Raw genomic sequence first — 14,205 nt, 5'->3', positions numbered from 1 at the left:
CCACAACGGCGAGACGGTTGCGCGATACGCGCACGGGGGGCATAAGCGCGGCAAAGAGTTTGGAGGAATTCCATGCCCGCCTATCGCTCGCGCACGTCCACCCATGGCCGCAACATGGCCGGAGCCCGCGGCCTCTGGCGCGCCACCGGCATGAAAGACGGCGATTTCGGCAAGCCGATCATCGCCGTGGTGAACTCCTTCACCCAGTTCGTGCCCGGCCATGTCCACCTGAAGGATCTCGGCCAGCTGGTGGCGCGGGAGATCGAGAAGGCGGGCGGCGTCGCCAAGGAGTTCAACACCATCGCGGTGGATGACGGCATCGCCATGGGCCATGACGGCATGCTCTATTCGCTGCCTTCGCGCGAGATCATCGCCGACAGCGTGGAATACATGGTCAACGCTCATTGCGCCGACGCCATGGTCTGCATCTCCAATTGCGACAAGATCACGCCCGGCATGCTGATGGCGGCGCTGCGGCTCAACATCCCGGCCGTCTTCGTCTCCGGCGGGCCGATGGAGGCGGGCAAGGTGCTGCTCTCCACCGGCGAGAAGAAGGTGGACCTCATCGACGCCATGGTCGCCGCCGCCGACGACCGGGTGAGCGACGCGGACGTGACGGTGATGGAGCGCTCGGCCTGCCCGACCTGCGGCTCCTGCTCCGGCATGTTCACCGCCAATTCCATGAACTGCCTCACCGAGGCGCTGGGCCTCGCTTTGCCCGGCAATGGCTCGGTGCTCGCCACCCATGCCGATCGCGAGCGGCTGTTCGTCGAGGCCGGCCATCTCATCGTCGATCTCGCCCGTCGCTATTACGAGCAGGAAGACGAGAGCGTGCTGCCGCGCGCCGTGGCCTCGTTCAAGGCGTTCGAGAACGCCATGACGCTCGACATCTCCATGGGCGGCTCCACCAATACGGTGCTGCACCTGCTCGCCGCCGCGCATGAGGGCGAGGTGCCCTTCACCATGGCCGACATCGACCGGCTGTCGCGCCGCGTGCCGGTGCTGTGCAAGGTCGCCCCGGCCGTCGCCAACATTCATATGGAAGACGTGCACCGCGCCGGCGGCATCATGGCCATTCTCGGCGAACTCGACCGCGCCGGCCTCCTCCACACCGATCTGCCGACCGTCCACGCCCCCACGCTGGGCGACGCGTTGGAGCGCTGGGATGTGGTGCGCACCAAGAGCGAGCAGGTGCAGACCTTCTACCGCGCCGCGCCGGGCGGGGTGCCGACGCAGGTGGCGTTCAGCCAGTCCCGCCGCTGGGACGACCTCGACCTCGACCGCGAAGCCGGCGTCATCCGCAACGCCGCGCATGCCTATTCCAAGGACGGCGGCCTTGCCGTGCTGTTCGGCAATCTCGCCGAGGATGGCTGCATCGTGAAGACGGCGGGCGTCGACGAGAGCATTCTCAAATTCACCGGCACCGCCACCGTGTTCGAGAGCCAGGACGACGCGGTGTCCGCCATTCTCGGCAACCGGGTGAAGCCGGGCCAGATCGTGCTCATCCGCTATGAGGGGCCGCGCGGCGGGCCGGGCATGCAGGAAATGCTCTATCCCACGAGCTATCTGAAGTCGAAGGGCCTCGGCAAGGCCTGCGCGCTCGTCACCGATGGCCGCTTCTCCGGCGGTTCCTCGGGCCTGTCCATCGGTCATGTCTCGCCGGAAGCGGCGGAAGGCGGCACGGTCGGGCTGGTGCGCGAGGGCGACGTGATCGAGATCGACATCCCCAATCGCCGCATCCACCTCGCCGTCGACGATTCCGAGCTCGCCGCCCGCCGCGAGGAGCAGCAGGCCAAGGGCTGGGTGCCGGCGGCGCCGCGCAAGCGCAACGTCACCACCGCGCTCAGGGCCTATGCCGCGCTCGCCACCAGCGCCGCCAAGGGCGCCGTGCGTCACGTGCCCTGAGCGGCCGATCGCGCGGCGAAAACGCCGGCAGACGAAACGGAGGCGGGGCCGCAGGCTCCGCCTTTTTGCATCCCCCTTCACGATCCCGCAGGGAGGCCGACATGGCCGATGACGACGATTCCTATGTCTATGACGAAGCCACCGGCGAATGGCGCCCGGCCTCCGAGGTGAAGGCGGCCGCCGCGGCCGCCCTCGAGGTGCGGGACGCCTCCGGCAATCTGCTCGCCGACGGCGATTCCGTCGTGCTGATCAAGGACCTGAAGGTGAAGGGCGCCGGCCAGACGCTGAAGCAGGGCACGGTCATCAAGACCATTCGCCTCACCGACAACCCGGAGGAAATCGACTGCCGGCACGAGGCCATCAAGGGGCTGGTGCTGCGCACGGAATTCGTGCGCAAGCGCGGCTGAGCACGGGGCACGACGTGGCGCGTCGCACGGTGGCATGGTAGCGTCCGCCGTGCCCTCCACTGCGCAGGTTCTCCATGCGAAAGCTCGTCCTGAGAAAGCTCGTTCTCGCCCTCGCCCTCGCCGGCCCTGTCCTCGCGGGCCTGCCGCACGCCGCGCTGGCGGAGAAGATCGACCTCTCCACCACCACGTGCGGCCAGTTCCTGGAAAGCGACAAGACCGAGATCATGCTGACGCTGGCCTGGCTCGACGCCTATTACAAGGATGTCGACGCTCCGCCGGTGATCGACACCGACAAGTTCATCGAAAACGCCGGCAAGCTCGGCGAGTATTGCGCGGCCAACCCGACCATCGGGCTGATCACCGCCGCCAACGAACTCTTCGGCGAGTGAGCGCCGCCGCTTCTGTCACGCCTTCGTGAGCGACAGAGGCTTATAGGGTCCGATCCGGTATTATCGTCGGATCGGACGGTAAAATGAACCTCTTCTGATGGCGCATCACCGACATTTGCCCGAAAAGCGGTAGTTCATTACACCGCGCTATAAGTTTATGTCGCGGAACCCTGGGAGATTGTCGGGATTATTCCTTCACTCAACAGGAGGATACAGCCGATGATCAACGCCAAGACAGCTTCCGCCGCCGTTCTCGCCGCCATGCTCGCCCTCAGCGGCCCCGCCCTCGCCCAGTCCAGCGGCACGGGCGGCTCTTCGTCGAGCGCGGGCGCGTCGGATTCCGGCGCGGGTACGGGCAAGGATGCCGGCACCAACACCACCGAAAGCCGCATCGGCGCCCCGTCCAACGCGACCTCGGGTTCGGACATGAACGCCCCGGAAGGTCGTAATACGACCACCGGCACCAGCAGCACCGACAATGTCGGCGCCACCACCGACCAGCCGAGCGACACCAAGTCGAACCGCGACTGCTCGAGCACGCAGACCCCCTGCTGACCTGCGCCGTCGTGACATGGAAAAGGCCGCCCACTCCCCGGGGCGGCCTTTTCTCATGGGCGCGGCATCGGCGCGGCGAGTTGCGAACAAAACGCGAAACGTGCTCTCTGGTTTGCTGATCCGCGCCGGAGATTCGCCCGTCCATGCAGCCCGCTGCCTATCTCGACACGCTCAATCCGCAGCAGCGGCGGGCGGTCGAGCATGGAATCCACGGGCCCGGCGACACACTTGCCGGGCCGCTGCTGGTGATCGCCGGTGCCGGCTCGGGCAAGACCGACACGCTGGCCCATCGCGTCGCCCACCTCATCGTCAACCGCGCCGATCCGCGCCGCATCCTGCTGCTCACCTTCTCGCGCCGGGCGGCGGCGGAGATGGCGCGGCGGGTCGAGCGCATCGCCGCCAAGGTGCTGGGGCCGGAAGCGCGGGTGCTGACCGAGGGACTGAACTGGGCCGGCACGTTCCACGGCATCGGCGCCCGGCTGCTGCGCGACCACGCCCTCGATATCGGCCTCGACCCCGCCTTCACCATCCATGACCGCGAGGACAGCGCCGACCTCATCAATCTCATCCGCCACGAGCTTGGCCTCAGCCGCACCGAAAAGCGCTTTCCCACCAAGGGCACGCTGCTCGCCATCTATTCGCGCGCGGTGAATGCCGAGCAGAAGCTGGAAGAGGTGATCGGCCGCGCTTTCCCGTGGTGCGCGGGCTGGAGCGGCGAACTGAAGGCGCTGTTCGCCGCCTATGTCGAGGCCAAGCAGCGCCAGAACGTGCTCGATTACGACGATTTGCTGCTCTACTGGGCGCAGATGATGAGCGAGCCGACGCTGGCGGCCCGCGTGGCCAGCCGCTTCGACCATGTGCTGGTGGACGAGTATCAGGACACCAACCGGCTGCAATCCACCATCCTGCTCGGCCTGAAGCCGGACGGGCGTGGCCTCACCGTGGTCGGCGACGATGCCCAGTCGATCTATTCCTTCCGCGCCGCCACGGTGCGCAACATTCTCGACTTCCCCGGCCATTTCACCCCGCGCGCCGACACGGTGATGCTGGAGCAGAATTACCGCTCCACCCAGCCCATCCTCGCCGCCGCCAATGCGGTGATCGACTTCGCCAGCGAGCGCTACGCCAAGAATCTCTGGTCCGAGCGCGCTTCCGCCGAGCGGCCGGTGCTGGTGAGCGTGCGCGACGAGATCGAGCAGGCCAATTTCATTGCCACCCGCGTGCTGGAAAACCGCGAGGACGGCATGGCGCTGAAGCAGCAGGCGGTGCTGTTCCGCGCCGCCCATCACAGCGGGCCGCTGGAAGTGGAGCTGACCCGGCGGAACATTCCCTTCGTGAAGTTCGGCGGGCTGAAATTCCTCGATTCCGCCCATGTGAAGGACGTGCTCGGCGTGCTGCGCTTCGTCGAGAATCCGCGCGACCGTGTCGCCGGTTTCCGCGTGCTGCGGCTGCTCTCCGGCCTCGGCCCGGCCACGGCGGGGCGCATTCTGGAGGCGGTCGAGGCCGCCGGCACGCTGTTGTCGGCGCTGGAGGCGGTGACGCCGCCAGCCCGGGCGGAGCAGGAATGGCCGGCCTTCCTCGCCATGGCGCGCGAGCTGAAGGCGAACAGCGCGGGCTGGCCGGGCGAGCTTGACCTTGTGCGCGCGTGGTACGAGCCGCTGCTGGAGCGCCTGCACGAGGATGCCGGCAGCCGGCAGGCCGATCTCGTACAACTCGCGCAGATCGCGGCGAGCTACCCGTCCCGCGCCCGCTTCCTCACCGAATTGACGCTCGACCCGCCGGACGCCACCAGCGCCGAAGCCGGGCCGCCGCACCGCGACGAGGATTACCTCATCCTCTCCACCATCCATTCCGCCAAGGGGCAGGAGTGGAAATCCGTGTTCGTGCTCAACGCGGTGGATGGCTGCATCCCCAGCGATCTCGGCACCGGCACGCGCGAGGAGATCGAGGAGGAGCGGCGCCTGCTCTATGTCGCGATGACGCGGGCGAAGGATAGCCTGCACCTGATGCTGCCGCAGCGCTTCTTCACCCATGGGCAGTCCACGCGCGGCGACCGCCATGTCTACGCCGCCCGCACCCGTTTCATCCCGCCCACCATCCTCTCCCGCTTCGCCATGGCGAGCTGGCCGCCGGCGACGACGGAAGCGGCAGGCATGCGGGCCGCGCCGCAGGCCCCCATCGACATCGGGGCGCGGATGCGGGCAATGTGGAAATAGGGGGTCAGCGTATCCGCACGCCCGGCCCGTGCTCGCCGGGCGGCAGCAGCATAATTCCGGCCTGTTCGAGCGTGGTGATGAGCAGCGTTTCCGTCGCGCGGTGGAGCACATGGCGGTGGCGCTCGAAATCGCGCACCGTGCTGCGCGAGACGCCGGCGCGCTCGGCCAGATGTTCCTGCGTCCAGTCGAGAAGCCCGCGTGCGGCGCGGCATTGTTCGGGCGCCAAATCCATCGCTTCTGCCTTGCGTAACGACGACCAAATCAACCATAATGGGCGACATATCGCAAGACTCGAGGTTTAACCGCCCGCAGGGAGGCCCCCGCTACCTATGTCCCATGGCACGCTGCTCCTCGTCGCGCTGCTTCTGCCGTTCATCGGCAGCCTCGCTGCGGGGTTTCTGCCGACCCACGCGCGCAACACCGCGGCGATCCTGGCCGGCAGCGTGGCGGTGGCGGGGATCGGCATAAGCGGCTGGCTCTACACCACGCTTGCGGACGGGGCACCGGTGCAGTTCTGGCTGTCCTGGCTGCCCATGCTGGGGCTAGACTTCACCCTGCGGCTTGATGGCCTCGCCTGGCTGTTCGCCATGCTGATCTTCGGCATCGGCGCGCTCGTCGTGCTCTATGCCCGCTACTACATGTCGCGCGAAGACCCGGTGCCGCGTTTCTTCTCCTTCCTGCTCGCCTTCATGGGCTCGATGATCGGCATCGTGCTGTCGGGCAATCTCATCCAGCTGGTGTTCTTCTGGGAACTCACCAGCCTGTTCTCCTTCCTGCTCATCGGCTATTGGCACCACACCGCCAATGCGCGCGACGGCGCCCGCATGGCGCTCACCGTCACCGGCACGGGCGGGCTGTGCCTGCTGGTCGGCGTGCTGCTCATCGGCCGCATCGTCGGCAGCTACGACATCGACCAGGTGCTGGAATCGCGCGACCTCATCGTCCAGAGCGATCTCTATGTCCCGGCGCTGGTGCTGGTCCTGCTCGGCGCCTTCACCAAGAGCGCGCAGTTCCCGTTCCATTTCTGGCTGCCGCACGCCATGACGGCGCCGACACCCGTTTCGGCCTATCTGCATTCGGCCACCATGGTGAAGGCCGGCATCTTCCTGCTGATGCGGCTGTGGCCGGTCATGTCCGGCACGGATGCGTGGTTCTATCTCGTCGTGCCGGCCGGGCTGGTGACGCTGCTGCTCGGCGCCTTCATCGCCATCTTCCAGCAGGATCTGAAGGGGCTGCTGGCCTATTCCACCATCAGCCATCTCGGCCTGATCACGCTGCTGCTCGGCCTCGGCAGCCCGCTGGCGGCGGTGGCGGCGATCTTCCACACGCTGAACCACGCCATCTTCAAGGCGTCGCTGTTCATGGCCGCCGGCATCATCGACCATGAGACCGGCACGCGCGACCTGCGCAAGCTGAGCGGGCTCTACCGCTACATGCCGATCACCGCCACGCTCGCCATGGTCGCCGCCGCCGCCATGGCCGGCGTGCCGTTGCTCAACGGCTTCATTTCCAAGGAAATGTTCTTCGCCGAGGCAGTGGCGGAGCATACCGGCTCTCTGCTCGACGACAGCCTGCCCTATTGGGCGACGCTCGCCGGCGTGTTCAGCGTCACCTATTCGCTGCGCTTCATCCTCGGCGTGTTCTTCGGCCCGCCGCCGGTCAACCTGCCGCATCGCCCGCACGAGCCGGCGCACTGGATGCGCTTTCCCATCGAGCTTTTGGTGCTGATCTGCCTGTTGATCGGCATCGTGCCGGGGCTCACCGTCGGCCCGTTCCTCGCCACTGCCGTCAAAGGCCTGCTCGACGCCACGCCGCCCTATTACAGCCTGGCGCTGTGGCACGGCTTCAACCTGCCGCTGATGATGAGCCTCATCGCCATGGCCGGCGGCGTGGTGCTCTATCTCGGCCTGCGCCGCTATCTCGAAAGCGGCATCGAAGGCCCGCCGGTCCTGCGCGACTTCAAGGGCCAGCGCATCTTCGAGAAGGTGCTGGCGACGCTGTCCTGGCAATGGGCGCGCGCCGGCGAGGCGACGCTCGGCACGCGGCGCCTGCAGCCGCAGATGCGCATCGTCATCGCGCTCGCCGTGGTGGCGGCGCTGGCACCCTTCATCGCCAATGGCGCGGTGGGCACGGGCGACATGCCCGGCACGACGCTGCCGCCGGGCTTCGCCCTGCTCTGGCTGGTGGGCGGGGTCTGCGCGCTCGGCGCCGCCTATCAGGCGAAATATCACCGCTTCGCCGCGCTGGTGCTGGTCGGCGGGGCGGGCCTCGTCACCTGCATCACCTTCGCCTGGCTGTCGGCGCCGGACCTCGCGGTGACGCAGCTTCTGGTGGAGATCGTCACCACGGTGCTGCTGCTGCTCGGCCTGCGCTGGCTGCCCAAGCGCATCGAGAATGTCTATCCCAGCCGCCCGCCGCTGAAAGTGCTGCTGCGCCGCTATATCGACCTCACCATCGCCTGCGCGCTTGGCGGGCTGATGGCCTTCCTCGCCTATTGCCTGATGACCCGCCCGCTGACCCAGAGCGTCTCGCGCTTCTTTGTCGAGCGCGCCTATTCCGAAGGCGGCGGCACCAACATCATCAATGTGATCCTGGTCGATTTCCGCGGCTTCGACACGATGGGCGAGATCGTCGTGCTGTGCCTCGCCGGCCTCACCGTCTTCGCCCTGCTGCGCCGCTTCCGTCCGGCGCCGGAGAGCATCGAACAGCCCGAGCAGCAGCGCATCCAGCACGCCTACGATGTCGCCACGCCCGACCGTTCGCCCGGCGACACGGTGGCCGACTACATGCTGATCCCGCGGCTGATCATGCACTGGCTGTTCCCGGTGATCGCGGTCATGGCGGTGTATCTGTTCATGCGCGGCCATGACCTGCCGGGCGGTGGCTTCGCCGCCGGCATCACCCTCTCCATCGCCTTCGTGGTGCAGTACATGGCCAGCGGCACCCGTTGGGTGGAGGATCATTTGCGGGTGCTGCCGCTGCGCTGGATGGGGATGGGCCTGCTCACCTCCTGCGCCACCGGCGTGGGTTCCTGGTGGTTCGGCTACCCCTTCCTCACCTCGCATTTCCAGTATGTGGAGCTGCCCTATATCGGCAAGGTGCCGGCCGCCTCGGCGCTGCTGTTCGACCTCGGCGTTTTCGCGCTGGTGGTCGGCGCTACGGTGCTGATCCTCATCGCCCTCGCCCATCAGTCGCTGCGCAGTTCGCGCGCGGCGCAGGCCAGCGAGGGAGGCGAGTGATGGAAATCGTTCTCTCCATCGGCATCGGCCTGTTCACCGCCTCCGGCGTGTGGCTGCTGCTGCGCCCGCGCACCTATCAGGTCATCATCGGCCTGTCGCTTCTCTCCTATGCGGTAAACCTGTTCATCTTCGCCATGGCCGGCGGCGGGCTGCGCGTCGACGGGCCGCCCATCCTCGCGCCCGGCGGCGTCGGCGACCCCGCGAAGATCGCCGATCCGATCCCGCAGGCGCTGGTGCTCACCGCCATCGTCATCGGCTTCGCCATGACGGCGCTGTTCCTGGTCGTGCTGCTGGCCGCGCGCGGACGCACCGGCACCGACCATGTCGACGGGCGGGAGCCAGAGTGATGACCCCCGCCCTCGATCATCTCGCCATCATTCCCGTCGTGCTGCCGCTGGCCGTCGGCGCCCTCATGCTGCTGTTCGACGAGCGGCGGCGGCGGCTGAAAATGACGCTCAGCCTCGCCACGGTCTTCGCCCTGCTCGCCATCGCGGTGACGATGGTGGTGATGGTCGGCCTGCCCAATGGCGACCGTTGGTCGACCCTCATCGTCTATCCGCTCGGCAACTGGCCGCCGCCCTTCGGCATCGTGCTGGTGGTGGACCGGCTGGCCGCGCTCATGCTGCTGATGACCGCCGTGCTGGGCTGCACCACCCTGCTCTTCGCTCTCGCGCGCTGGCACACGGCGGGGCCGCGCTTCCACACGCTGTTTCTGCTGCTGCTGACCGGCCTCAACGGCGCGTTCCTGACCGGCGACCTGTTCAACCTGTTCGTGTTCTTCGAGATATTGCTCGCCGCCTCTTATGGGCTGGTGCTGCATGGCTCGGGCACGGCGCGGGTGCGGGCGGGCCTGCACTATATCCCGATCAACCTCGTCGCCTCCTCGCTGTTCCTCGTCGGCGTGGCGGTGATCTATGGCGTGACCGGCACGCTGAACATGGCCGATCTCAGCCGGATCGTGCCGACGCTGCCGCCGGATTCGCGCACGCTCATGGAGGCGGGCGCGGCGGTGCTGGGCATCGCCTTCCTGGTCAAGGCCGGCATGTGGCCGCTCAGCTTCTGGCTGCCGACCACCTATGCCGCCGCCTGCGCTCCCGTCGCCGCCATGTTCGCGATCATGACCAAGGTCGGCATCTATGTGATCCTGCGGCTGTTCCTGCTGTGCTTCGGCGACGAGGCCGGCGCCTCGGAGGATTTCGGCGCCGCCTGGCTCTATTATGGCGGCATGGCGACGCTGCTCTTCGGCGGCATCGGCGTGCTCGCCTCGCAATCCATGCAGCGGCTTGGCGGCTATAGCGTGCTCATCTCCTCCGGCACGCTGCTCGCCGCCATCGGCACCGGCAACAGCGCGGTGATATCCGGGGCGCTCTATTATCTCGTCGCCTCCACCTTCGCCATCAGCGCCTATTTCCTGCTGGTGGAACTGATCGAACGCGGCCAGGCCGCCGGCGCCGACGTGCTCGCGGTCACGCTGGAGATTTTCGGCGACCCGGAGGAGGATATCGAGGACGAGGACGAGGAGGTCGGCGTCGCCATTCCCGCCACCATCGCCGTGCTCGGCGGCGGCTTCGTCGCCTGTACCGCCGTGCTGGCCGGCCTGCCACCGCTCTCCGGCTTCATCGGCAAATTCGCCATGCTGTCGGCGCTGCTGAACGAGGCGGGCGAAATCCCCTTCGACCACTGGCTGTTCGTCGCGCTGCTGATGCTCTCCGGCCTCGCCACCCTCATCGCCATGACGCGCAACGGCATCCGCACCCTGTGGGTGCCGGCCGAGACGGACATTCCGCGCGTGCGCGCCATCGAGGCCATTCCAGTCGGGGTTCTGCTGCTGCTCTGCGCGGTAATGACCTTCGCCGGCGGCCCGACCATGCGCTACATGGAAGCCACGGCGCAGATCCTCTATTGGCCGAGCGAATATGCGCGCGATGTGCTCGGCAGCCAGCCGGTGGGCCATAACACGAGCGATCCGCGGTCCAGCGGCCACGGCCCGTCCGGGCTCAGCGCGACGGGAGCCACGCCATGAACGGGCTGCGCCGCGTCATCCCCTACCCGCTGCTGTTTCTCGCCCTGCTGGTCATGTGGCTCCTGATGACGCAGAGCCTGTCGCTGGGCCAGCTTCTGCTCGGCGCGGTGGTGGCGCTGGGCGGCTGCTGGGCCATGACGGCGCTCGATCCGCCGCCAGCGCGGCTGCGCCGCCCCGCCGCCGCCGCGCGTCTGGCGGGCCGGGTGTTCGTCGATGTGTTCCGCTCCAATGTCGCGGTCGGCAGCATCATTCTCGGCAATGAGGACCGGCGCACCCATGCCGGCTTCATGCGGCTGAAGCTTGACCTGAAAAGCCCCTATGGTCTGGCCATCCTCGCCATCGTGCTCACCTGCACGCCCGGCACGCAATGGGTGCGCTACGATCCTGCCACCGGGCTCCTGCTGCTGCATGTGCTCGATCTCGTCGACGACAAGGAGTGGGTGCGCACCATCAAGGGGCGTTATGAGGGGCTGCTGATGGAGATCTTCGAATGAGCGTCGCCATCCTCGGCTGGTCGATCACGCTGGCGCAGGTGCTGCTGACCCTCGCCATGGGCTGCGCCGCGCTGCGCTTCATTCGCGGCCCGCGCGCGCAGGACCGCATCATCGGCCTCGACACCTTCTATGTGAACGCCATGCTGCTGTTGGTCACGCTCGGCATCCGCAGCGGCACCACGCTCTATTTCGAGGCGGCGCTGGTCATCGGCCTGCTCGGCTTCGTCGGCACGGTGGCGCTGGCGAAGTTCCTCATGCGCGGCGAGGTGATCGAATGAGCGCCGCTCCCGACCTGCCGCTCTGGGCGGCGATTCTCGTCTCGTTCTTCGTCGTCACCGGCGCGCTGGTGACGCTCATCGGCTCCATCGGCCTGTGGCGCCTGCCGGATTTCTACGCCCGCCTGCACGCCCCCTCGCTCGGAGCGACGCTCGGCACCGGGGCGATGCTAGTCGGGTCGATCATCTGCTTTTCCGTGCTGCAACAGCGCCCGCTGATCCATGAGGTGCTGATCGGCCTGTTCGTCACCATCACCACCCCGGTGACGCTGATGCTGCTCGCCAGCGCCTCGCTCTACCGCGACCGGGTGGAAGGCAACGACGCCGCGCCCAAGGAAGACCCGGCGCCGACCGAGCTGTAAGCGCTTTAGCGGCGCGGATCGTCCGGCTTCTTCGGCGTGCCGTCCGCCGAGCCATCCACCGTGTTCAGCGTCTCGGGTGCGAAGCGGCCGCCATCGCGCCGGGTGGGCTCGCCATCGACCGGGGAATTGTCGTTGTCCACCTCGTCCAGCGGCGGGGTCAGCGGGTTCGAGACCGCCGTGGTGCGGTCTTCGAGCACGGCGTCGACATTGGCGGGGTCGACGACGACGGGGTTCTGGTCGAGCGTGCGGGGATCGCGCACCATCGGAAGGCCTCCATGAGTGTTGCCAGAGGCAACAAGCGGGGCCGCCTGCGGTTCCCTCCGGAATACCGGCTCAGGCGTGGAACAGCCGCCGATAGAGGGTGGAGCGGTTGACGCCCAGCCGGCGCGCGGCCTGCGAGACATTGCCGCCGCAGGCTTCCACCGCCTGGCGCATCGCCTCCACGGTGAGCGCGTCCAGCGTGCCGGCCGGCGGCGAGGCGGCGGGCGCGGCGAGAATGTCCGGCGGCAGCATGTCCTCGCCCACCGGGCGGAACGGATCGGCCAGCGCCGCCAGCGCCTTGAGCGTGCCCGCCAGCTGGCGGAAATTGCCCGGCCAGTCATAGGCGGCGAGCCGCGCCTCGCACCCCTCCGACAGCGTCAGGCGTTCATCCGCCACCAGCCGCCCCCACAGCGCGCGGACGATTGCCGCCCGGTCCGGCAGGCGGCGCAGCGGCGGCAGTTCCACGGTGTAATGGGCGATGCGGAAATACAGGTCCTGGCGGAAGCTGCCGGCTTCCACCAGCAGGCGCAGGTCGCGATGGGTGGCGCAGAGTAGCGCCACGTCGATCTTCACCGGCCGGCCGCCACCGAGCGGAGCGACCTCGCGCTCCTGCAGCACCCGCAACAGGCGCGATTGCAGCGCCAGCGGCATATCGCCGATCTCGTCGAGAAACAGAATGCCGCCATCGGCCTCACGCAGCAGGCCGCGCCGCCCCTGCCGGCGGGCGCCGGTGAAGGCGCCATCCTCATAGCCGAACAGTTCGGATTCGATCAGCGTTTCGGGAATGGCGGCGCAGTTCACCGCCACAAAAGGCCCGCCAGCGCGGGCGCTCTGGCGGTGAATCTCGCGCGCGGCCATTTCCTTGCCGGTGCCGGTCTCTCCGCGGATCAGCACCGGAACGTCCGCCGCCACCATGCGCACCGCGCGGCCGAGCGCCGCCCGCTCCTCCGCCCCGAGCAGCGGCCCCTCCTCTCGGGGCACGCGGGAACGCGGCGCCGGCTGCGGCCGGGTGCGGGCGCCCTCGAAGCGGCCGAACAAGGTGCGCCCGCCCGGCTGGCGCAAGGCGTGGGTGTCGCCGTCCGAGCCCGGCAGCCGTTCCAGCAATTCGCCGGCGCGCCTGGCGCCGAGCGCCGACCAGTCGGCGCCGACAAGGCCGAGCCCGGCGCGATTGGCCGCCACCAGCCGGTCGTCTTCGAACACCAGCACGCCCTCGCGCGAGGTGCCGAGCAGCGCCCGGTCAGCCTGCAGGCGCAGCACCCGGCGGTCGGAAAAACCCTCGTCGAAGAAGCGGTGCTCGATCTGCTCCACCGCCAGCCGCACGAGGCCGAGCGCGTGGCGGTGGTCCACCGCCGCCGGGCCGGACATGTCGAGCGCGCCGACCGTGTGGCCATAGGGGTCGAGGATTGGCGCGGCCGAGCAGCTGAGAATGGCGTGGGGGTCGTAATAATGCTCGCCGCCATGCACGGCGATCGGCCGGCCTTCCACCAGCGCCGTGCCCACCGCATTGGTGCCGGTGGAGCTTTCGCCCCACAGCACGCCCGGCCGCAGCGCCACCTGCGCCGCGCGCGCGGCGAAATCGGCATTGCCGAGCGCGTCGAGGATCATCCCCTCCGCATCGGTGAGAATGACCACGCAGCCGGTCTGCATGGCATCGGCATAAAGGCTTTCCACCTCCGGCCGGCACAGCCGGCGCAGCCGCTCATGCCGCTCGGCGATGGCGCTGAGTTCGTGCGCGGTGAGCGGTTCGAGGCGCGGCAGGGCTGCATTGTCGAGCCCACGCTCGGCACAGCGCTTCCAGGAACGCAGGATCGGCTCGGGCAGCAGCGCCGCCAGCGGGCGGTCGTGCAGACCCTGCTGGAAGAACTGCCGGCGCGCGGCCAGCACGGCGCGCGGCGAGACCTCTTGGCGCATGCGATCCTCCCGGAGTGTTGCAAAATGCCACACATGTCGCAGGTCTTGTTGTTCTTTCCGACAGTTTCTACCAAGTTTTCCGGCGGCGTCTATCGGTAGAATCCTCACGCCCTCGCGAGTACTGAGCGAAAGTGAGGTATTTCAATATTTTGCCGTGTCGCAACGACG

General features: G+C 68.1%; 14 protein-coding genes. 11 read left to right on the top strand and 3 right to left on the bottom strand.

Features of this window, described 5'->3' with window-relative positions; translation table 11 throughout:
* The first annotated feature begins 72 nt into the window (after nucleotides 1-72).
* The 5 genes from ilvD to ACP2AH_RS08750 all read left to right on the top strand — a co-directional run bounded on the left by ilvD (nucleotide 73) and on the right by ACP2AH_RS08750 (nucleotide 5,472).
* On the top strand, nucleotides 73-1,905 hold the full coding sequence (gene ilvD, locus ACP2AH_RS08770; protein ID WP_425105444.1) for a dihydroxy-acid dehydratase: 1,833 nt from the start codon (nucleotides 73-75) through the stop codon (nucleotides 1,903-1,905).
* Between the two features lie 101 nt (nucleotides 1,906-2,006).
* A complete protein-coding gene (locus ACP2AH_RS08765; protein WP_244375790.1) occupies nucleotides 2,007-2,312 on the top strand; it encodes a zinc ribbon domain-containing protein YjdM in 306 nt (101 codons plus the stop codon).
* Nucleotides 2,313-2,386: 74 nt separating this feature from the next.
* Entirely contained in the window at nucleotides 2,387-2,701 is a 315-nt protein-coding gene (locus ACP2AH_RS08760) for an HdeA/HdeB family chaperone (protein ID WP_421700324.1), read from the top strand.
* A 219-nt stretch (nucleotides 2,702-2,920) separates the two neighbouring features.
* Nucleotides 2,921-3,256 carry a hypothetical protein gene (locus ACP2AH_RS08755; protein WP_425105443.1) on the top strand — a complete coding sequence of 112 codons (336 nt, stop codon included), beginning with the start codon at nucleotides 2,921-2,923 and terminating at the stop codon, nucleotides 3,254-3,256.
* Nucleotides 3,257-3,399: 143 nt separating this feature from the next.
* On the top strand, nucleotides 3,400-5,472 hold the full coding sequence (locus ACP2AH_RS08750) for an ATP-dependent helicase (RefSeq protein ID WP_425105442.1): 2,073 nt from the start codon (nucleotides 3,400-3,402) through the stop codon (nucleotides 5,470-5,472).
* A 4-nt stretch (nucleotides 5,473-5,476) separates the two neighbouring features.
* Here ACP2AH_RS08750 and ACP2AH_RS08745 read toward each other — a convergent pair whose 3' ends face one another.
* Entirely contained in the window at nucleotides 5,477-5,704 is a 228-nt protein-coding gene (locus ACP2AH_RS08745; protein ID WP_421700321.1) for a helix-turn-helix domain-containing protein, read from the bottom strand.
* A 97-nt stretch (nucleotides 5,705-5,801) separates the two neighbouring features.
* On the opposite strand from ACP2AH_RS08745, the gene ACP2AH_RS08740 reads away from it, so the two are divergent.
* The 6 genes from ACP2AH_RS08740 to mnhG are packed head-to-tail and all read left to right on the top strand — an operon-like array spanning nucleotide 5,802 to nucleotide 11,865.
* Nucleotides 5,802-8,711 carry a monovalent cation/H+ antiporter subunit A gene (locus tag ACP2AH_RS08740; protein WP_425105441.1) on the top strand — a complete coding sequence of 970 codons (2,910 nt, stop codon included), beginning with the start codon at nucleotides 5,802-5,804 and terminating at the stop codon, nucleotides 8,709-8,711.
* Nucleotides 8,711-9,058 carry a Na+/H+ antiporter subunit C gene (locus tag ACP2AH_RS08735; protein ID WP_425105440.1) on the top strand — a complete coding sequence of 116 codons (348 nt, stop codon included), beginning with the start codon at nucleotides 8,711-8,713 and terminating at the stop codon, nucleotides 9,056-9,058. The genes ACP2AH_RS08740 and ACP2AH_RS08735 overlap by 1 nt, the downstream gene beginning before the upstream one ends.
* A complete protein-coding gene (locus tag ACP2AH_RS08730) occupies nucleotides 9,058-10,734 on the top strand; it encodes a monovalent cation/H+ antiporter subunit D (RefSeq protein WP_425105439.1) in 1,677 nt (558 codons plus the stop codon). Before ACP2AH_RS08735 ends, ACP2AH_RS08730 begins: the two co-directional genes overlap by 1 nt.
* Complete coding sequence (locus ACP2AH_RS08725) at nucleotides 10,731-11,228, top strand: Na+/H+ antiporter subunit E (protein ID WP_421700317.1); 498 nt, start codon at nucleotides 10,731-10,733, stop codon at nucleotides 11,226-11,228. The genes ACP2AH_RS08730 and ACP2AH_RS08725 overlap by 4 nt, the downstream gene beginning before the upstream one ends.
* Nucleotides 11,225-11,506, top strand: coding sequence for a K+/H+ antiporter subunit F (locus ACP2AH_RS08720; protein ID WP_244375772.1), 282 nt, complete (start codon nucleotides 11,225-11,227; stop codon nucleotides 11,504-11,506). Before ACP2AH_RS08725 ends, ACP2AH_RS08720 begins: the two co-directional genes overlap by 4 nt.
* Nucleotides 11,503-11,865 (top strand): monovalent cation/H(+) antiporter subunit G, encoded by a 363-nt coding sequence (gene mnhG / locus ACP2AH_RS08715; RefSeq protein ID WP_425105438.1) that lies wholly within the window; start codon nucleotides 11,503-11,505, stop codon nucleotides 11,863-11,865. Before ACP2AH_RS08720 ends, mnhG begins: the two co-directional genes overlap by 4 nt.
* A 5-nt stretch (nucleotides 11,866-11,870) precedes the next feature.
* On the opposite strand, the gene ACP2AH_RS08710 is transcribed toward mnhG, so the two are convergent.
* Nucleotides 11,871-12,128: a hypothetical protein gene (locus ACP2AH_RS08710; RefSeq protein WP_425105437.1), complete on the bottom strand. Its 258-nt coding sequence runs from the start codon at nucleotides 12,126-12,128 to the stop codon at nucleotides 11,871-11,873.
* Nucleotides 12,129-12,198: 70 nt separating this feature from the next.
* Nucleotides 12,199-14,037: a sigma-54-dependent Fis family transcriptional regulator gene (locus ACP2AH_RS08705; RefSeq protein ID WP_425105436.1), complete on the bottom strand. Its 1,839-nt coding sequence runs from the start codon at nucleotides 14,035-14,037 to the stop codon at nucleotides 12,199-12,201.
* Nucleotides 14,038-14,205: the final 168 nt, after the last annotated feature.

Origin of the sequence: Ancylobacter sp. (assembly GCF_965249975.1) — a bacterium.
Classification (GTDB): domain Bacteria; phylum Pseudomonadota; class Alphaproteobacteria; order Rhizobiales; family Xanthobacteraceae; genus Ancylobacter.
Note: the sequence above shows the minus strand (reverse complement) of the source record. Positions and strands in the feature narration are given on the sequence as shown.

Excerpts from the sequence above, each read along its gene's own strand:
- ACP2AH_RS08755 (WP_425105443.1), top strand. The coding sequence starts at position 2,921 with ATGATCAACGCCAAGACAGCTTCCGCCGCCGTTCTCGCCGCCATGCTC.
- ACP2AH_RS08725 (WP_421700317.1), top strand. The coding sequence starts at position 10,731 with ATGAACGGGCTGCGCCGCGTCATCCCCTACCCGCTGCTGTTTCTCGCC.
- mnhG (WP_425105438.1), top strand. The coding sequence starts at position 11,503 with ATGAGCGCCGCTCCCGACCTGCCGCTCTGGGCGGCGATTCTCGTCTCG.
- ACP2AH_RS08735 (WP_425105440.1), top strand. The coding sequence starts at position 8,711 with ATGGAAATCGTTCTCTCCATCGGCATCGGCCTGTTCACCGCCTCCGGC.
- ACP2AH_RS08705 (WP_425105436.1), bottom strand. The coding sequence starts at position 14,037 with ATGCGCCAAGAGGTCTCGCCGCGCGCCGTGCTGGCCGCGCGCCGGCAG.
- ACP2AH_RS08720 (WP_244375772.1), top strand. The coding sequence starts at position 11,225 with ATGAGCGTCGCCATCCTCGGCTGGTCGATCACGCTGGCGCAGGTGCTG.
- ACP2AH_RS08745 (WP_421700321.1), bottom strand. The coding sequence starts at position 5,704 with ATGGATTTGGCGCCCGAACAATGCCGCGCCGCACGCGGGCTTCTCGAC.
- ilvD (WP_425105444.1), top strand. The coding sequence starts at position 73 with ATGCCCGCCTATCGCTCGCGCACGTCCACCCATGGCCGCAACATGGCC.
- ACP2AH_RS08765 (WP_244375790.1), top strand. The coding sequence starts at position 2,007 with ATGGCCGATGACGACGATTCCTATGTCTATGACGAAGCCACCGGCGAA.
- ACP2AH_RS08710 (WP_425105437.1), bottom strand. The coding sequence starts at position 12,128 with ATGGTGCGCGATCCCCGCACGCTCGACCAGAACCCCGTCGTCGTCGAC.
- ACP2AH_RS08750 (WP_425105442.1), top strand. The coding sequence starts at position 3,400 with ATGCAGCCCGCTGCCTATCTCGACACGCTCAATCCGCAGCAGCGGCGG.
- ACP2AH_RS08760 (WP_421700324.1), top strand. The coding sequence starts at position 2,387 with ATGCGAAAGCTCGTCCTGAGAAAGCTCGTTCTCGCCCTCGCCCTCGCC.
- ACP2AH_RS08730 (WP_425105439.1), top strand. The coding sequence starts at position 9,058 with ATGACCCCCGCCCTCGATCATCTCGCCATCATTCCCGTCGTGCTGCCG.
- ACP2AH_RS08740 (WP_425105441.1), top strand. The coding sequence starts at position 5,802 with ATGTCCCATGGCACGCTGCTCCTCGTCGCGCTGCTTCTGCCGTTCATC.